This window comes from Streptosporangium sp. NPDC005286 (assembly GCF_040607515.1).
Classification (GTDB): Bacteria; Actinomycetota; Actinomycetes; order Streptosporangiales; family Streptosporangiaceae; genus Streptosporangium.
Window position 1 is genome coordinate 1 of the sequence record NZ_JBEXGU010000211.1, and the last position, 13,525, is coordinate 13,525.

The window sequence follows — 13,525 nt, forward strand, 5'->3', positions numbered from 1 at the left end:
GTGCGGCGCCGCGGGCGTGTGAGTGCGACGCGGGCGTGGCTCGCCGCCGCGGAGCGCCACGTGCGGGCCGGCCATCCGGCACCGCCCATCACCGAACCGGCTCGCGCGGCGGCCGATCCTGCCGAACCGCCGCCACCACCCCGAGTGAATGCCGGAGGCGGTGTAGTAGTACCGCTTGTGAAGTCTCCCGGCGCCTTCCGCGTCATGCCTGGACGCAGCGGCCATGAATATTTCTGCCGATCACAAAAATTTTCCATGCCCAAACCGAGTACGGAATATCAAAACGCGTGCGACGTACCCAGAAGAAGCTCGATCAAAAGGACTACGAGCACTCCTCAGGCGTGGAGCGACACTCCGAAAGGTTTCGGATATGCTGCCCAGCATGTCAGGTAAGCCTCGGGTGACGATCGCCCGCATCGCCCAGGAGGCCGGGGTCTCCGCACCCACGGTCTCCAAGGTGATCAACGGCAGGTCCGAGGTGTCGCCGGAGACCCGCAGGCGAGTCGAACGGCTCCTTCACAAGCACGGCTACGTCCGCCGTGCCACCGGCGCCGACGGCCCCGTCGGCCTGGTAGACCTGATCTTCGCCGAGTTGGAGAGCCCGTGGGCGATGGAGCTCATCCGCGGGGCCGAGAGCGCGGCCGCGGAGGCCGAGGCCAGCATCGTGATCTCCGTCCTGCACACCCACGCCGGCCCCGGTCGTGACTGGCTCGACCGGCTGGCGGCCCGCCGTACCGACGGCGTGATCATCATTGGCTCCCGGCTCTCGGCTCAGCAGTACGGCCAGCTCAACACCCGCTCGATCCCCTTCGTGGTCGTCGACCCCGAGGGCGAGCCGGCCCCCGGCGTGGCGTCGGTGGGCGCGACCAACTGGCAGGGCGGCCTGAACGCGACCCGGCACCTGCTGGAACTGGGCCACCGTCGGATCGGCATGATCGGCGGTCCACCCGACGTGCTGTGCAGCCGCGCCCGCATAGACGGCTACCGTGCCGCGCTGGAGACCGCGGGCGTCGAGGTCGATCCCGCGCTGATCCTGCACGGCGACTTCCTCGTCGGCTCCGGCCACGACCACGGTCACGCCCTGCTCTCGCTGCCCGACCGCCCGACCGCCATCTTCGCCGGCAGCGATCTGCAGGCCTTTGGTGTCTTCGAGGCCGCCAGGCAGCGCGGACTGCGCGTCCCCGACGACCTGAGCGTCGTCGGCTTCGACGACCTGCCCCTTTCCAGGTCCGCCTGGCCACCGCTCACCACGGTCCGCCAGCCCCTGGAGGAGATGGCCTTCCTCGCCACCCGCATGGCACTGGGCATCTCCCGCGGCGAGGCTCCCGAACCCCGCCGGGTCGAACTCTCCACCGACCTCGTCGTCCGGGAGAGCTCCGCTCCCCCAGCGGGCTAGCGCGCGAATCTCACCGAGCTTCACCGGCGGCCTGCCGTGGCCGCCTCCGGAGCCTCGCCGCGGGAGCACCATGCCGTCGCTCCTGCTTCACGTCGATTACGACGCGCCTCTAATCCCGCCAACTCCTATGGCAAATTACCCAGATATTTCATGCGATCTCGCGATAACACTTCTCCCCTATTACCTTGTCTCATATGGTGACTCTGCCGCGAAAAGCCTTCGAATAATAAACCCTTAAATCCGGCATGTGGCCACCAGTGACAGGGGAGAAGCCCATGGCCGCTTCACGATGGAGAATCACTCGTCTCGCACTCGTCTCGTTGCTCACCGGCGTTCTGATCGCGGGCCTCACCGGGACCGGGACCGCGACCGCCACCGCGAGTGGGCACGCCCCGCTGAGCGCCTCCACCGCGAGAAACCTCGACGACATCAACCAGGACATTCGCAGCGCCCAGTACGTCGTCAATCGTTTCTGGGCAACGCACTGGTCCGAGTTCTTCCCCGGCTGGTATTCACCCCCACGCGTTCTCGGCGGGTACGACGGCGCGCGGAGCAACGCGCCGAGATGTCAGGGGTCCCCCCTCCCCGATGACAACGCCCTGTACTGCTGGCCGCCCTACGACTTCATCGCGTGGGACGTCGACCTGATGCGAATGGGATACCGGCAGGGGGACGCCTGGGTCTATCTGATCATCGCGCACGAATGGGGCCACGCCGTCCAGGCCCGCATTCCACGGAAGCTGCTGTCACAGCGACTCGAACTCCAGGCCGACTGCCTCGCCGGGGCGACCCTTTTCGGAGCCGCCGAGGACGGCATCCTGTTCTTCGAGACCGGCGACACCCAGGAGATCGCGGCGGCCCTGCGGCAGCACGCCGACGACACCCCCTGGACCGACGTGAGCGACCACGGCAGCGCCTCCCAGCGCCTGAGCGCCTTCAACCGGGGCGCGCGCCACGGCGTGCGGGGATGCTTCACCTGACGAGGGGCTCTCCCCGAGACCTCGGCCGCCCTCGCGAATCCGCCCGTTCGTATCCGTTCCCCGGCCCGCGCGTGAGCCACCCGCCCCGCGCGCGGGTCCGGCCCCGCGCGGGATGTCGACCCCCGTCATGGGCTCGTGGTCACTCCGCGGCGAGTCCGCGCCGGATCAGCCGAGCACCACGGGTTCAGGATCTCTCCGCCGCTAGGCGGAGCTGTGCGCCGGGACCCACCTTGCTTCGGCCGGGAATCCTCTGCCCCTGAGGCCGCGGAGGGGGTCGGCCCTCTTCCTGGAGAGCGACTCGGCGCCCCGCCGGTCGTCCGGCAGCACCTGCCAGATGGGATCACGCCGGATGACCGGCCGGTTCCGGTCCGGCTCCGTCTCCGAGATCGGCGTCCAGAGCGTGCGGACGCCATGCTCGTTGACGAGCCGCAGGGGGGTTCGGCACCCCGGGCAGCGGATCCTTCCGGTGCCGAGGTCCTCGCGCCGGGCGGTGAAGTAGCCGTAGTGGTCCACCCCCCGCTCGTCCCACGCCAGATCCATGTGCCGATCCCAGTCGACCTCCGCGGCGGCTCCGCTCTTCGGGGCACAGACCGGGCAGGGCACCCGCATCTCCTCCCAGAACCGCGGGCCGGCGAGTTCCGGATCGTGCCTGCCGACGTACCTGACCGTTCCGGCGACGATCCTCCCTCCACCCGCCGTTCGCCCGCGGACCTCCGGAGCGGTGGTGATCGGATCGGAGTTGTTGATGAGCCTGGCGAAGCGATCCGCGTGGGCGTCACCCAGGCGGGGGACGCCCAGGACGGTACGGGCGGTCAGGTGTTCCAGTCGCCGGATGGCGCCCGAGGGCCGGGCGACGTGCGCAGAGGTGATCATGGGTGGCGTGGAGCCGCGTGGCAGCAGCCACAGCGTGGCCAGCAGTTCGCTCACCGTCCAGAACGACGTGAAGTAGTCGGGGGCGGGATGGACGATGGCCCTGCCGGTCGCGATGATCTCGTACATCAGCCGTGCCACGCCTTCCCACATCTGCTGCCGCGTGACCACCTCGGCCGGGTAGGAGTACTCGCGGGGCGGCACCATTCGCACGGTGACCGCGTGGGCCTTCTCGAAGGTGGCACGCCACTCCTCCGCCTCCCTGCGCCCGCCGTCGTGGAAGCTGAGAAAGTAGTCGGCCGGGTTGTCGAACATCCAGTAGTGCCCCGGTGAGCGCGGCGACGGCGCCCGGTCCGCCCCCAGCGCGCGGCGCAGGTGCCGCTCCAGCCACTCGCCCAGCGCCGGGTTCTCCAGGGTCTCGCCGTGGACGGGAGCGTGGCTGGCACGGGTCAGTACGTTGCGGGGCAACGGGCTGCGGCTGAGGACGATGCTGCCGGGGTCGAGCTTGGCGCGCGTGTCGAAGGCCGCGTAGACGTCCTCGGAACCCTCGACCGAGCAGTCCCACACGACGAAGGTCGACGTCCGCCGCGCCGCGAGCGCGACGGCCCCGCCGATGCCGGGAGGCGCGACCACCAGACCGATCCCCAGCCTCGCACAGATCGGCCGTACCCAGTTGTCCAGCAGGTCACGGCCGCTCTCGGTCGGCGGTACGAAGGCCGTCAGGGTGGCGTTCACCCGGCCGTCCCAACCGGCCCGGCCTGCACGGCCGGTGCGCCCCACGGCCGGTGGCCCGCGCGGCCCGTCGCCGGCCGGCCAGGCCGCCGGCGATCCCTCCCGGGGTTGTACATGGAACCCATCTGACGCTCTCCCCTTGGCATGACGTTCCGTGAACGGCTCTCTCCGGCAGCGGAGGGTGTGCGGTGGCGATCATCCGCGCGGTCACCCGTCCAGATGGTTCTCCAGGAGGGTGACCAGCTCGATGACCCCGTGGAAGGGGAGAGGCGGCTCGGCCCCCTCGGCCTCGATGGTCCCGGCGATGTGACCGGTAGCGGTCCTCTGGACGTCTATGGTCAACCGCATTCCGGCCTCCCGTCGGCGGCGCCGCTCTCCTGGCGCTCTGGCAGGCGCTCACGGTAGTCGCGGGAGAGGCGGAAGGCATCCGGGTGGCACCCCTACGGATCGCCCGGCGGGCTTCGACACGCCCTGCTTCTCCGTACGCCGGCCTGGGGAGGCCGCTCCCCGGTTACTCGCCGGGGTCGGACAGGACGGCGCGGAGCTCGATCCTGCTGGTGACGTTCAGCTTGGCGTAGACGCGGTTCAGCTGTGTCTCCACGGTGCTGATCGTCACCGAGCGCCGCTGCGCGATCTGACGGGTGGTCATGCCCTCGCAGACCATCGCCACGACCTCGCGCTCGGCCCCGGTGAGGCTGCCGAAGGCCGCGCTGGGACCGTCCACCGACAGCCTGAGCTCCCCCGCCGTCTTCAGGGCGAGGTCGGCGTAGGCGGCGGCACCGGTGCGGTTGAAGGTGGCCAGCGCCCGCCGCAGCGACCGCTCCGCCTCGGCATGACGACCCCGGGCGTGCAGGGAGCGCGTCGTCACCAGGTCGATCCGGCCGGCCTCGATCGGCAGACCCACCTCTCCGGCCAGGGCGAAGGCCTCCTCACAGTCCCGTACGGCACGCGCGTGGTCACCGCGGGCGGCGGCGATCTGGGCCCGCACCCTGGCGATGGACATCAGCGTTGAGCGGCGCCCGCTGGAGGCGGCCCTGTCGGCGAAGGCGCCCAGGGCGACGTCCGCCTCGTCGAGCCGGCCGAGCAGGGAGAGCGCGTCGGCACCGACCGGGCCGAACAGGTGGGTACCGGGCTCCAGCGAGTCATAGTGGAACTCGATGGCCTCGGCCGCGCTGAGCAGCCGCTGGGCGTCGCCCCGGGCCTGGGCGATCGCCGCCCGCGCGCCGGCCGCGTAGGCGAGACTCACCCTGCTCTCGACGATCGGCGCCCATTCCGCGGCCTGGCGGGCGTGCTCGCGCGCCCGGTCCCACTCTCCCCTGGCCGCGTGGGGGTAGCACGCCAGGGAGTGCAGCAGGGCGTAGTCCCAGACCCGCTCGTTCTCCTCGGCGTCGCCGACGGCGAGCCGGGTGAATCTGACGGCGTCGTCGAGCCTGCCCCGCCGGTACTCGACCTCGCCCAGGAAGCCGAGCGCCTGGCCCACCCGCAGCGCCTCGCCGCGCGTGGCCCGCGCGACGCTGTCACGCAGGTCGCCGGAGGCTCCGTCGAGGTCGTCGGTCCACAGCCGGATCATGCCGCGGGCCACCAGACCGTCCAGCCCGGCCGCCGAACCTGGCAGGTCGGCGTCCGCCAGGGACCACAGTGCCTCCTCGGCCCGTCCGGCCAGGGTCCAGCCCAGGGATTGGGCGAACCAGGCGAACGCCCGCACCCACGGCTCGCGGCTGCCCGCCGCGACGGCCGCCGTGCCGTACTCGACCATCTCGGGGTAGGAGATCTCGACCACGCCGATGATCGCCAGCTGGGCCGCGATGCGCGCCCGCAGGTCCGCGGGCGCGTGCGGGCTCTCCGCCCCGTCGTACCCGGCCGCGCCCAGTGCCTTGACCAGCAGCAGCCTGGCCTCCGCGACGCGTCCGGAGATCAGGGCCTGGTAACCGGCGACGTAGTCGCGCCAGGGGCCTGCCGGCGCGGCGAGGATCTCGCTCTCGTAGCGCCTGGCGACGGTGGCGTCGCCGCAGACCAGCAGGGTCTCGGCGGCGGTCAGCACGCGGGCGACACGGTCGGGCCCCGGCGGGGTCAGTTCCGCGGCGTGGCGGGCGTAGACGGCCGCCAGCGGCAGCCTGCCCCGAGACAGCTGGGCCTGGGCCTCGCCCTGGGCCAGCGCGGCGAGCTCGCCGTCCGTACCGCCGCCGGAGGCGGCGATCCCGTGCCAGAGCGCGCCCGGCCCTCCCAGCAGGGCGGCGTTACGGTGCAGGGCACGGCGGCGCTCGACGCTGGAGTCGTAGTAGATGCGGTCCCAGACGAGCAGGGTGGTGAAGGCGAACTCCTGCCCCGCCGTTCCCGGGATCTCCTTGACCAATCCGGCACCGACGGCCTCCGTGAGGGGAACGGTGACGTCGGCGACGCCGGAGAGCGCACGCAGGTCGGCCAGGCGGAAGCGGCGGCCGAGCACCGCCGCCGCGCCCACGACCTCGCGGGTGCGGCGGGCACACGACGCCAGCCGCGCCACGACGGCCTGCGTCATACCGCGAGGGGCGGGCAGCGGGCCGTTGCCGAAGTTGATCGAGCGCATCTCCACCTGGTCCAGCAGGAGGATCGAATGCTGCGCGTTGCCGTCGGTGTGCTCGTGCAGTCTCCTGGCCCCTGAGGGGGTGAGCCCGTCGTGGCCTGTCGCGACGGCGAGCCGTACGAGATCGTCGGCGGAGAGCCCCTCGACCTGGAGCAGGCGCCCCTGCGGCGAGTCGAAGATGCGCTCCCAGCCCTCGTGGAGTTCCAGGGGTGGCGCGTCCGGAGCCGTTCCCGGCGCGTACCCGGGAGCCTGGTGGACGACCAGGAGCATGACCTGAGCGTTGCGCAGGCGCCGGGCCGCCAGGCGGAGCGCGGTCATCGACTGCCGGTCGCCGCAGTGCGCGTCGTCGACGACCACGATCAGAGCGTCCGCGGCGGCGAACTCCGCCGCGAGGGCCTGGCCGACGAAGGCGGCCTCGGCCTGCCCGGCCAGCGTCCGGGCGAGCGTCGGGGTCGGCAGCTGCTCGGCGATCTGTTCCAGCACCCCCCAGGGATGGGCGAGCGCGTCCTCGTCGCCGAAGGCTCGCACGGTCCGCACCCCGGGGACGGTCCGCAGGAAGCGCTCGACCAGCTCGGTCTTGCCGATTCCCGCCGTCCCCCGGACACCCACGATCCGTGCGTCGCGGCGTCTGGCCGCTCCCCACGCCTCCCCGAGGAAGTCGAGCTCCCGCTTCCGGCCGATGAACAGCGGAGAGGTTCTGCCGTGCAACGCAGCGCTCCCTTTTCACGTTTCGCATGTTCTTGACGGTGATTATGGGTCAGAGATCAACCAATCGGCACTGATTTCACCTGAAGATTCTTCGCGGAGTGAATCCGAACGAATTTCACATCGTCGGCGTACGGCGCGGATTCCACCGCGGGCACGAACGCGAGGGCAGGCCGGAAAGCGGGCCGCGATCGCACAGACTGCCGGGAGCCGGCCCCGCGGGAGATCCGCTACGCCCGTTCCCACAGACTCCCACCTGCTCTTTTCCCGATCCCACCGGCCGATTTCCCGCGCGGGGAACGATCCGCACTCGAGAGGGGGAGTGATTCACGAATACGGTCGACCACAAAACGACCGCCATCCTTAATTCCCACACACACGGTATGGATTTTCCACGACCGGCGACTTCGGCGCTCAGTAAGTATGCGATGACGCGAAGTGCCCAATGCCCCGCACCATTACGCAGGAGCGCACACCGCGGAGACCACGTGTGACTCTGTAGGTGAATTTGAGAGCCGGATGTCGGTCAGTGGCTCTGTGGCGCTCGGTGGGGGTGGAGCCGTCTTAGCGAATTCCAGAGCCACCTGAGGGTAGCGGTGCGAGTATCGAAGCGTTACTCCGTGTGAGGAGACGCTGGTGACACACCCCCAGCCCAAGGTGGAGGTATTCGCGGCGATTCGCCGGGATTCTCGTGCGGGGCTGTCGGGTCGGCAGATCGCGATCAAGTATCGGGTCAGCCGGAACACGGTGGCTGAGGCGTTGCGTCAGCCGTGGCCGGAGCCGAGGAAGAAGATGGCGCCGCGGGCGAGTCGGCTGGATGAGTTCAAACCATTGATCGACGAGATGCTGCGGGCCGATCTGGATGCGCCGCGCAAGCAGCGGCACACGGCGAAGCGGATCTTCGCGCGGCTGGTGGATGAGCACCAGGCGATGGAAATCTCATATCAGATCGTCCGCGCCTACGTCGCTCACCGGCGGGGCGAGATCCGGGTCGAGGCAGGCCGGGGTCCGCCGGAGGCGTTCGTCCCGCAGTCGCATCTGCCGGGAGTCGAGGCCGAGGTCGACTTCGGGGACGTGACGGTCCGGATCGCGGGCGAGCAGGTGAAGTGCTTCCTGTTCTCGTGCCGATTGTCGTATTCGGGCAAGGCGGTCCGCCGGGTGCTGGCCACCGGAGGGCAGGAAGCGTTCTTCGAGGGACACGTCCACGCTTTCAGGGTGCTGGGCGGAGTCCCGACGGGCAAGGTCAGCTACGACAACCTCAAGGCCGCGGTCTCCGCGGTGCTGGGGTTCACCCGGGCCCGGACGGAGTCCGCCCGCTGGACGGCGTTTCGCGAGCACTACGGGGTCGAGGCGTTCTACTGCCGGCCGGGGATCAAGGGCGCCCACGAGAAGGGCACGGTGCACTCCTGTCCGGGGCGCGAGCCATCAGGAGGTGGGTCTGATGCGTGAGTGCTGTGCCAGGAACCAGTCGGTGGCGATGTCGGTTTCCGTGATGCGCCCGATCAGCGCCAAGGCCGAGCTGATGCTCTCTGGATCCTCCACGGGATTGTCGAGGACGTCGTCATCGCTTATCTGGAAGCGCAGTCCGTCCATCAGGTGATCGAGCGCGTGCGGGTCGTCGCCGGACCGCATCCAGTTCTCGGGCGAGAGTGGGTCGAAGGAGACGACCGTGCGGCCGTCGCGGGCGTAATCGAAGTAGGCGTTGTAGTTGATGTCCATGAGGAGGCCGAGGGCCTGGCGGCCGCCTTCGGTGACGGAGCGCAGGAACTCGCCGTGGCCGTGCGCCGGCACGATGCCGATCCAGCCGTTGACCTCGGCCACCCAGCGGGATTCGTCGTCGATGGCGTGGTCGAGGATCTCGCTCAGGTAGCACGGGGTCCGGGTGGCGAGGTCCAGGTGGAAGGTTCGGGCGAGGGCATCGAGGTCCGCGCCCTTGATCCACATGGCGCTGAAACCCAGCGCCCACAGGTCCATCTCGGCATCCAGCCCCTCAGTGAAGATGGTCGAGACCAGAAGGTCGTGCAGGTAGGTCGGTGACTGCATGGCCGCCTCTCGGAGGAAGGGGTATCCCGCAGGACGCCCCGCACTGCATGTCCGGACCGTGTCCGGGGAGATTACACGTGATCATCTGGGCTCGCCGCAGCAAGGACACGCCTCACCCAGGCCGGTCAGCCGAGCTTGGTGCGGACAGGCGGTCGGGGTCGACATGATCAGCGAGATAGATCATGACACCTTCGGGATGCATCCCGAAGGCCGCGGCCACGAGTTCGGCGTCCATGGTTTTGACCAGGTCAATCAGGCGGGTGGAGCGAAGCACCCGCGGTGAAATGCCGGCCGGATCCAAGATGTGGCTGACATAGGCGACGGAGGCCGGGTTCCGGCCCGCTTTGGTGCCCTTGGTGACTACCAGATGCGGGTTGCTGGTGCGCTGGGTCTCGCGGTGGGCCCCGCATCGCTGCACGGTGGTCCAACTGACCGGGTCCAGAGGCACGGGGTGAGGGCGTTGGCCGAGGCGGATGGTGCGGGCGACAGGATCGATGTCTCCCAGACGCAGATGGCGGACCTCGCTGCTGGAGGCGCCATGGAGCAGGGCGAGGATGCCCAGCAGAGCCTCGTGTGGATGGACGGCCGGGTCGATGGTCCACCGCTGGAAGAGGCGTCGCTGCTGGTCGAGGGTGAGAGTCTGGCCGATGAAGCCCTTGGGCGCCTTCGCCGACAGTCCGCTGGTGGGGTCGACCAGGATTATCTTGTGGCTCTTGGCGAAGCGGAAGAACTGCCGGGCGATCTGCAGCCGCCGCGGCCGGTTCTTGGGCTGAGCGGCCAGGAACGTCTCGATGTCGTGCACGTCGACCAGGGCCCAGTCCTGCTTGCCGCGCGCGTCCACGTGCTGGGCCAGATCGCGCACGGTGGACAGCTTGATGTCGAGGGTGACGTCGGCGCGGGGCAGCGTCCCGGCCCGGCGGGCGCGCTCGCGTGAGCGCAGCAGGAAGGGTGTTGAACACCTCCGCCGCGGGCCGCAGCCGTCCGGGGACGGCGTCGATCCGGCGGCGACGGCGGCCGGCGGCCAGCCGTTCCGCGTGGTCGGTGGCCAACGCCAGCCCGCGTTCGACGAAGAAGACTTCCAGCCCGCGCGCCAGCGACCCCATCGAACGGCCGGGCAGGCGGGCCCGCTCCAGCAGGGCTTGAGGGTGGTGGGGATGGTCATCGTCCAGCAGCCGTCCCAGCTGGCCGATCAGGCTGCAGGCCCGGGCCGGAGAGTGACCGGCGGCCAGGTGGGCGATGAGGTCGCCAAGCCAGGGCGGTGGATCGGCCAGTCGGGTGATGAGGTTCTCGCCGGTGACGAAGGGCCGTTCGGGGCGGCGTTGCCAGCAGGCCGAGCACAGGCCGTGGCCGGCATGCGGGCGAAGCTGACCGCATGCGTCACAGACACGCGGCGGGTCCTTCACCTGGCGGGGACGTGAGCAGGTCCCGCACCAGCCAGTGGCTTCGCGCAGATAGCCCGGGCGGCCGCAGCGCGGACACGGCTGCTGAGCCGCCCGCTGACGCGCCTTGCGGGCGCAGTCGCGGCACAGCGTCGCATCCGGTGAGCGGACCGGATGCCCGCACTCGACGCAGACGCGCGAACACGTGATGCATCGGCCGGTGTCGGCCTGCAGCACCCGCTGCTTGCCGCAGGCCGGGCAGGACGCCTTGGCGGCCGCGTCCTTGAGTCGGCCCAAGCAACGACCGCAGTGCTGGCGGCCGATGATGCCGACCGGACCGCCGCAGTCCACACAGTTGCGTTGCCGCTGGCCCATCTCGGTTCTCCGTGCTCGATCACAGCGGGGGCATGGAACGGCCCCCGCCGACGGCGCAGTTGCTGGATGGCCACCAGGTCCACGCCGCGCTCGTAGTTGTGGGTGGCGCACGCCCGGCGCAGCGCATGCGGGCTGAACCACTCTTCCTTCGGCCGTCCCTCCAACTGCATGAGATAGCGCAGCCGGTTACGGATAGTGCCGCGATGCAGGGCCCCGCCGGACTCATCGGCGAACAGCACCGGCGAGTCGGGGAAGCGGCCGCGCACGTCATTGAGGAACCAGCGCAGCACGAGGTCCAGCCCGTCCAGCATAGGCACCCATCGCGGTCGCGGCCCGGAGGTGTTGGCGCCCTTGCCGAAGCGGACATGCAGCTTGCCGAGTCTTCGGGGGTGACTTCCCAGGCTGGACGGCCCAGCGCGGCCAGGGTCCGCTCCAGCAGCCCGGTGTCGTTCTCGATGGTCACCGGACTGAACCCACGGGCGGTCCACGATGCCACGAACGCTTCGACGCATCGCGCCCGATACTCCATCGGGTCGCTGGCCGAAGGCTCGGGCGGGAGCGCCCTGCCCTCCAGCACCCGCAGTCGAGACCGGGCCACCGGCATACCTTCCTCACGCCGGAAGAATGAAGGTGGCGCCTAACTTATGCCCCTCGCACCTCACGAAATGAGAAAACGAGAAAGAACCCAGGAGCCCCAGCTAGCAGCCGGGATCCGCCGACAGAAACATGTGCCACCCCCAGATGGCTGGACCCGCACCTTCACCGACCCGCGCCTCTGCGCCGCGATCGTCGACCGGCTCACCTTCGCCGGCAACATCATCGAGACCGGCACCGACTCCTACCGCCTTGCCCAGACCCGAGCCAGAGTCGAACAAGCCAGCTGACCACACTTGTCGGCGTACACCTCCATGTGCAAAGGCGCGTACGGATAGACGCGCAGAGCATGATGGTGTTGTGGTGCCTCCGCCAGGAACGGCGAGGCGAACTCGACGGTGAGGCTTCTGATCTGCGAGGGATTCAGCGGCGAGGGATGGCGCTGGGGCTGGGAGCCCTCGTGAAGCTCATGTCCATCCAGTGCCGCCAGTTCGAGCCGTTGTCAGTGCGCTCCCATTCGGCCGTCATGGAGTCGCCGTCTTCGGCGATCACCAGCGTCGCCCGCTCCGTCTCGCCGGCGAACGTCCAGACACCCTCGTCGTCGACGCTTGCCCGCATGGTGACGAAGTTGCCTTGATTGTCGAAGGAGCGCATGGGATAGGTCCGGCTCGCTGGATCGTAGGGCCCGATCATCTCGATGACCTCGACGTGTTCCTCATTCATGCGCACGTCCACACGGTGAATGAGGAAGTGCTCGCCCGCCAGCCACTCGTAGGTGTCCGACCCGGCGATGCGGATCGCCGGGTCGATCGCGGTGGCCGCTATACGCCCCTGCGAACGCCAACGGCCAACCAGCGCATTCAGGCGCTGGTTCTCCGATCGCGGGGCACGGGTGTTGTCGTCTCCTGACATGGCGGATCCTCGTCATCGATAGCGTGTAAGATGTTGCTTAAACACTTACATACTGTCCCGGCAGTGCGCAAACGAAGGCGGTGGCCCATGGACGACGCGCTTCGCGCCGTGGCGGACCCGACCCGCCGCGCCATCCTCGTCCTGGTGCGGGATCGCGAGGTATCGGCAGGCGAGATCGCCGAGCGCTTTCCCGAGATCAGTCGCCCTGCGGTATCCCAGCATCTGCGAACGCTGACAGCAGCCCGCCTCGTCGACGTCCGCCGCGCAGGCAATCGCCGCTTCTATCGGCTACGTCCGGAGGGGCTGGCCGAGGCGGTGACGTTCCTGGAGACGATGTGGTCCACCTCGCTCAGCCGCCTCCAGTACGAAGCCGAGCAAGAAGAACGCGCGCACACTGGTGACCAGGACGTGAAGGGATCATTGTGAGCAGGACGATTGAGCAGACGTTGCACATCCGTGCGCGTCCCGAGACGGTCTGGCGGTTCTTCACCGACCCGGCACACCTGGCGCGATGGTGGGGGGCGGCCGAGCTGGACGCCCGCCCCGGCGGCACCTTGCAGGTTGCGATGCACGAGGGCCCACGCCCGGTGATGCGCGGACGGTTCGTGGAGTTCGTGCCGTACGAACGTCTCGTCTTCACCTTCGGCTGGGAGGCCACACCGGGAGCGCCCGACATGGCACCAGAGGCCTCCCGAGTCGAAGTCACCCTGACCCCGGACGGTGACGGTACCGAGCTCACCCTGCGCCACAGCGGTCTGCCGGCCGTACTCGAAGAGGAGACCAGCGACGGCTGGGTGCACCTGCTCCATCGTCTGGGCGAAACGGCAGAACGCCAGGAACTCCACTGAACCTGGTCGAACATGCGCGTACGTCGCACCCCTTGTCCGTGGCCATGTAAAAGTGGGTCTGGCCCACTTTCCGTGATCGTCGCGCGTGGCACGGTAACGGTTCGGGTGATCCGTTCTTGTGTCAGGCC

Annotated in this window: 14 protein-coding genes and 1 pseudogene; 7 read left to right on the top strand and 8 right to left on the bottom strand. The window is 69.4% G+C overall.

What is annotated here, in order from left to right; all coding sequences use genetic code 11:
- Nucleotides 1–225 (bottom strand): hypothetical protein (locus tag ABZU75_RS41155; protein WP_355567147.1); only part of this gene is annotated, 225 nt, incomplete at its 3' end.
- A 157-nt stretch (nt 226–382) separates the two neighbouring features.
- Between ABZU75_RS41155 and ABZU75_RS41160 the strand changes: the two genes are divergently transcribed.
- Both ABZU75_RS41160 and ABZU75_RS41165 read left to right on the top strand, forming a co-directional pair.
- Entirely contained in the window at nt 383–1,396 is a 1,014-nt protein-coding gene (locus ABZU75_RS41160) for a LacI family DNA-binding transcriptional regulator (protein WP_350926274.1), read from the top strand.
- A 275-nt stretch (nt 1,397–1,671) separates the two neighbouring features.
- Entirely contained in the window at nt 1,672–2,376 is a 705-nt protein-coding gene (locus ABZU75_RS41165; RefSeq protein ID WP_355567150.1) for a neutral zinc metallopeptidase, read from the top strand.
- Between the two features lie 201 nt (nt 2,377–2,577).
- Here ABZU75_RS41165 and ABZU75_RS41170 read toward each other — a convergent pair whose 3' ends face one another.
- From ABZU75_RS41170 to ABZU75_RS41180, 3 genes are all read right to left on the bottom strand, one after another.
- The gene (locus ABZU75_RS41170) at nt 2,578–3,981 is read right to left on the bottom strand and encodes a hypothetical protein (protein ID WP_355567153.1); all 1,404 of its coding nucleotides are present in this window, start codon (nt 3,979–3,981) and stop codon (nt 2,578–2,580) included.
- Between the two features lie 204 nt (nt 3,982–4,185).
- A complete protein-coding gene (locus tag ABZU75_RS41175; protein WP_350926280.1) occupies nt 4,186–4,326 on the bottom strand; it encodes a hypothetical protein in 141 nt (46 codons plus the stop codon).
- A 163-nt stretch (nt 4,327–4,489) separates the two neighbouring features.
- Nucleotides 4,490–7,249, bottom strand: coding sequence for an AAA family ATPase (locus ABZU75_RS41180; RefSeq protein ID WP_355567157.1), 2,760 nt, complete (start codon nt 7,247–7,249; stop codon nt 4,490–4,492).
- Between the two features lie 633 nt (nt 7,250–7,882).
- On the opposite strand from ABZU75_RS41180, the gene istA reads away from it, so the two are divergent.
- On the top strand, nt 7,883–8,695 hold the full coding sequence (gene istA / locus ABZU75_RS41185; RefSeq protein WP_355567160.1) for an IS21 family transposase: 813 nt from the start codon (nt 7,883–7,885) through the stop codon (nt 8,693–8,695).
- Here istA and ABZU75_RS41190 read toward each other — a convergent pair.
- On the bottom strand, nt 8,672–9,289 hold the full coding sequence (locus ABZU75_RS41190; protein ID WP_355567163.1) for a DUF6461 domain-containing protein: 618 nt from the start codon (nt 9,287–9,289) through the stop codon (nt 8,672–8,674). The two genes, istA and ABZU75_RS41190, sit on opposite strands and share 24 nt — an antisense overlap.
- 112 nt (nt 9,290–9,401) lie before the next feature.
- The gene (locus ABZU75_RS41195) at nt 9,402–10,451 is read right to left on the bottom strand and encodes an integrase (protein WP_355567166.1); all 1,050 of its coding nucleotides are present in this window, start codon (nt 10,449–10,451) and stop codon (nt 9,402–9,404) included.
- Between ABZU75_RS41195 and ABZU75_RS41200 the strand changes: the two genes are divergently transcribed.
- Nucleotides 10,444–10,707 (top strand): hypothetical protein, encoded by a 264-nt coding sequence (locus ABZU75_RS41200; protein ID WP_355567169.1) that lies wholly within the window; start codon nt 10,444–10,446, stop codon nt 10,705–10,707. The two genes, ABZU75_RS41195 and ABZU75_RS41200, sit on opposite strands and share 8 nt — an antisense overlap.
- Here the strand turns inward: ABZU75_RS41200 and ABZU75_RS41205 are convergent.
- On the bottom strand, nt 10,689–11,555 hold the full coding sequence (locus tag ABZU75_RS41205; RefSeq protein ID WP_355567172.1) for a site-specific integrase: 867 nt from the start codon (nt 11,553–11,555) through the stop codon (nt 10,689–10,691). The two genes, ABZU75_RS41200 and ABZU75_RS41205, sit on opposite strands and share 19 nt — an antisense overlap.
- 231 nt (nt 11,556–11,786) lie before the next feature.
- On the opposite strand from ABZU75_RS41205, the pseudogene ABZU75_RS41210 reads away from it, so the two are divergent.
- Nucleotides 11,787–11,927, top strand: a pseudogene (locus ABZU75_RS41210) (ATP-binding protein); the annotation flags it as partial.
- A 133-nt stretch (nt 11,928–12,060) separates the two neighbouring features.
- Here the strand turns inward: ABZU75_RS41210 and ABZU75_RS41215 are convergent.
- Entirely contained in the window at nt 12,061–12,549 is a 489-nt protein-coding gene (locus ABZU75_RS41215; protein WP_355567176.1) for a DUF1579 family protein, read from the bottom strand.
- A gap of 87 nt (nt 12,550–12,636) precedes the next feature.
- Here ABZU75_RS41215 and ABZU75_RS41220 point away from each other — a divergent pair, with 87 nt between their 5' ends.
- Nucleotides 12,637–12,975, top strand: coding sequence for a metalloregulator ArsR/SmtB family transcription factor (locus tag ABZU75_RS41220; protein ID WP_352068824.1), 339 nt, complete (start codon nt 12,637–12,639; stop codon nt 12,973–12,975).
- A complete protein-coding gene (locus ABZU75_RS41225; protein ID WP_355567181.1) occupies nt 12,972–13,397 on the top strand; it encodes an SRPBCC family protein in 426 nt (141 codons plus the stop codon). The genes ABZU75_RS41220 and ABZU75_RS41225 overlap by 4 nt, the downstream gene beginning before the upstream one ends.
- Nucleotides 13,398–13,525: the final 128 nt, after the last annotated feature.

Excerpts from the sequence above, each read along its gene's own strand:
- ABZU75_RS41160 (WP_350926274.1), top strand. The coding sequence starts at position 383 with ATGTCAGGTAAGCCTCGGGTGACGATCGCCCGCATCGCCCAGGAGGCC.
- ABZU75_RS41165 (WP_355567150.1), top strand. The coding sequence starts at position 1,672 with ATGGCCGCTTCACGATGGAGAATCACTCGTCTCGCACTCGTCTCGTTG.
- ABZU75_RS41175 (WP_350926280.1), bottom strand. The coding sequence starts at position 4,326 with ATGCGGTTGACCATAGACGTCCAGAGGACCGCTACCGGTCACATCGCC.
- ABZU75_RS41190 (WP_355567163.1), bottom strand. The coding sequence starts at position 9,289 with ATGCAGTCACCGACCTACCTGCACGACCTTCTGGTCTCGACCATCTTC.
- ABZU75_RS41200 (WP_355567169.1), top strand. The coding sequence starts at position 10,444 with ATGGTCATCGTCCAGCAGCCGTCCCAGCTGGCCGATCAGGCTGCAGGC.
- ABZU75_RS41195 (WP_355567166.1), bottom strand. The coding sequence starts at position 10,451 with ATGACCATCCCCACCACCCTCAAGCCCTGCTGGAGCGGGCCCGCCTGC.
- ABZU75_RS41205 (WP_355567172.1), bottom strand. The coding sequence starts at position 11,555 with ATGCGTCGAAGCGTTCGTGGCATCGTGGACCGCCCGTGGGTTCAGTCC.
- ABZU75_RS41215 (WP_355567176.1), bottom strand. The coding sequence starts at position 12,549 with ATGTCAGGAGACGACAACACCCGTGCCCCGCGATCGGAGAACCAGCGC.
- ABZU75_RS41220 (WP_352068824.1), top strand. The coding sequence starts at position 12,637 with ATGGACGACGCGCTTCGCGCCGTGGCGGACCCGACCCGCCGCGCCATC.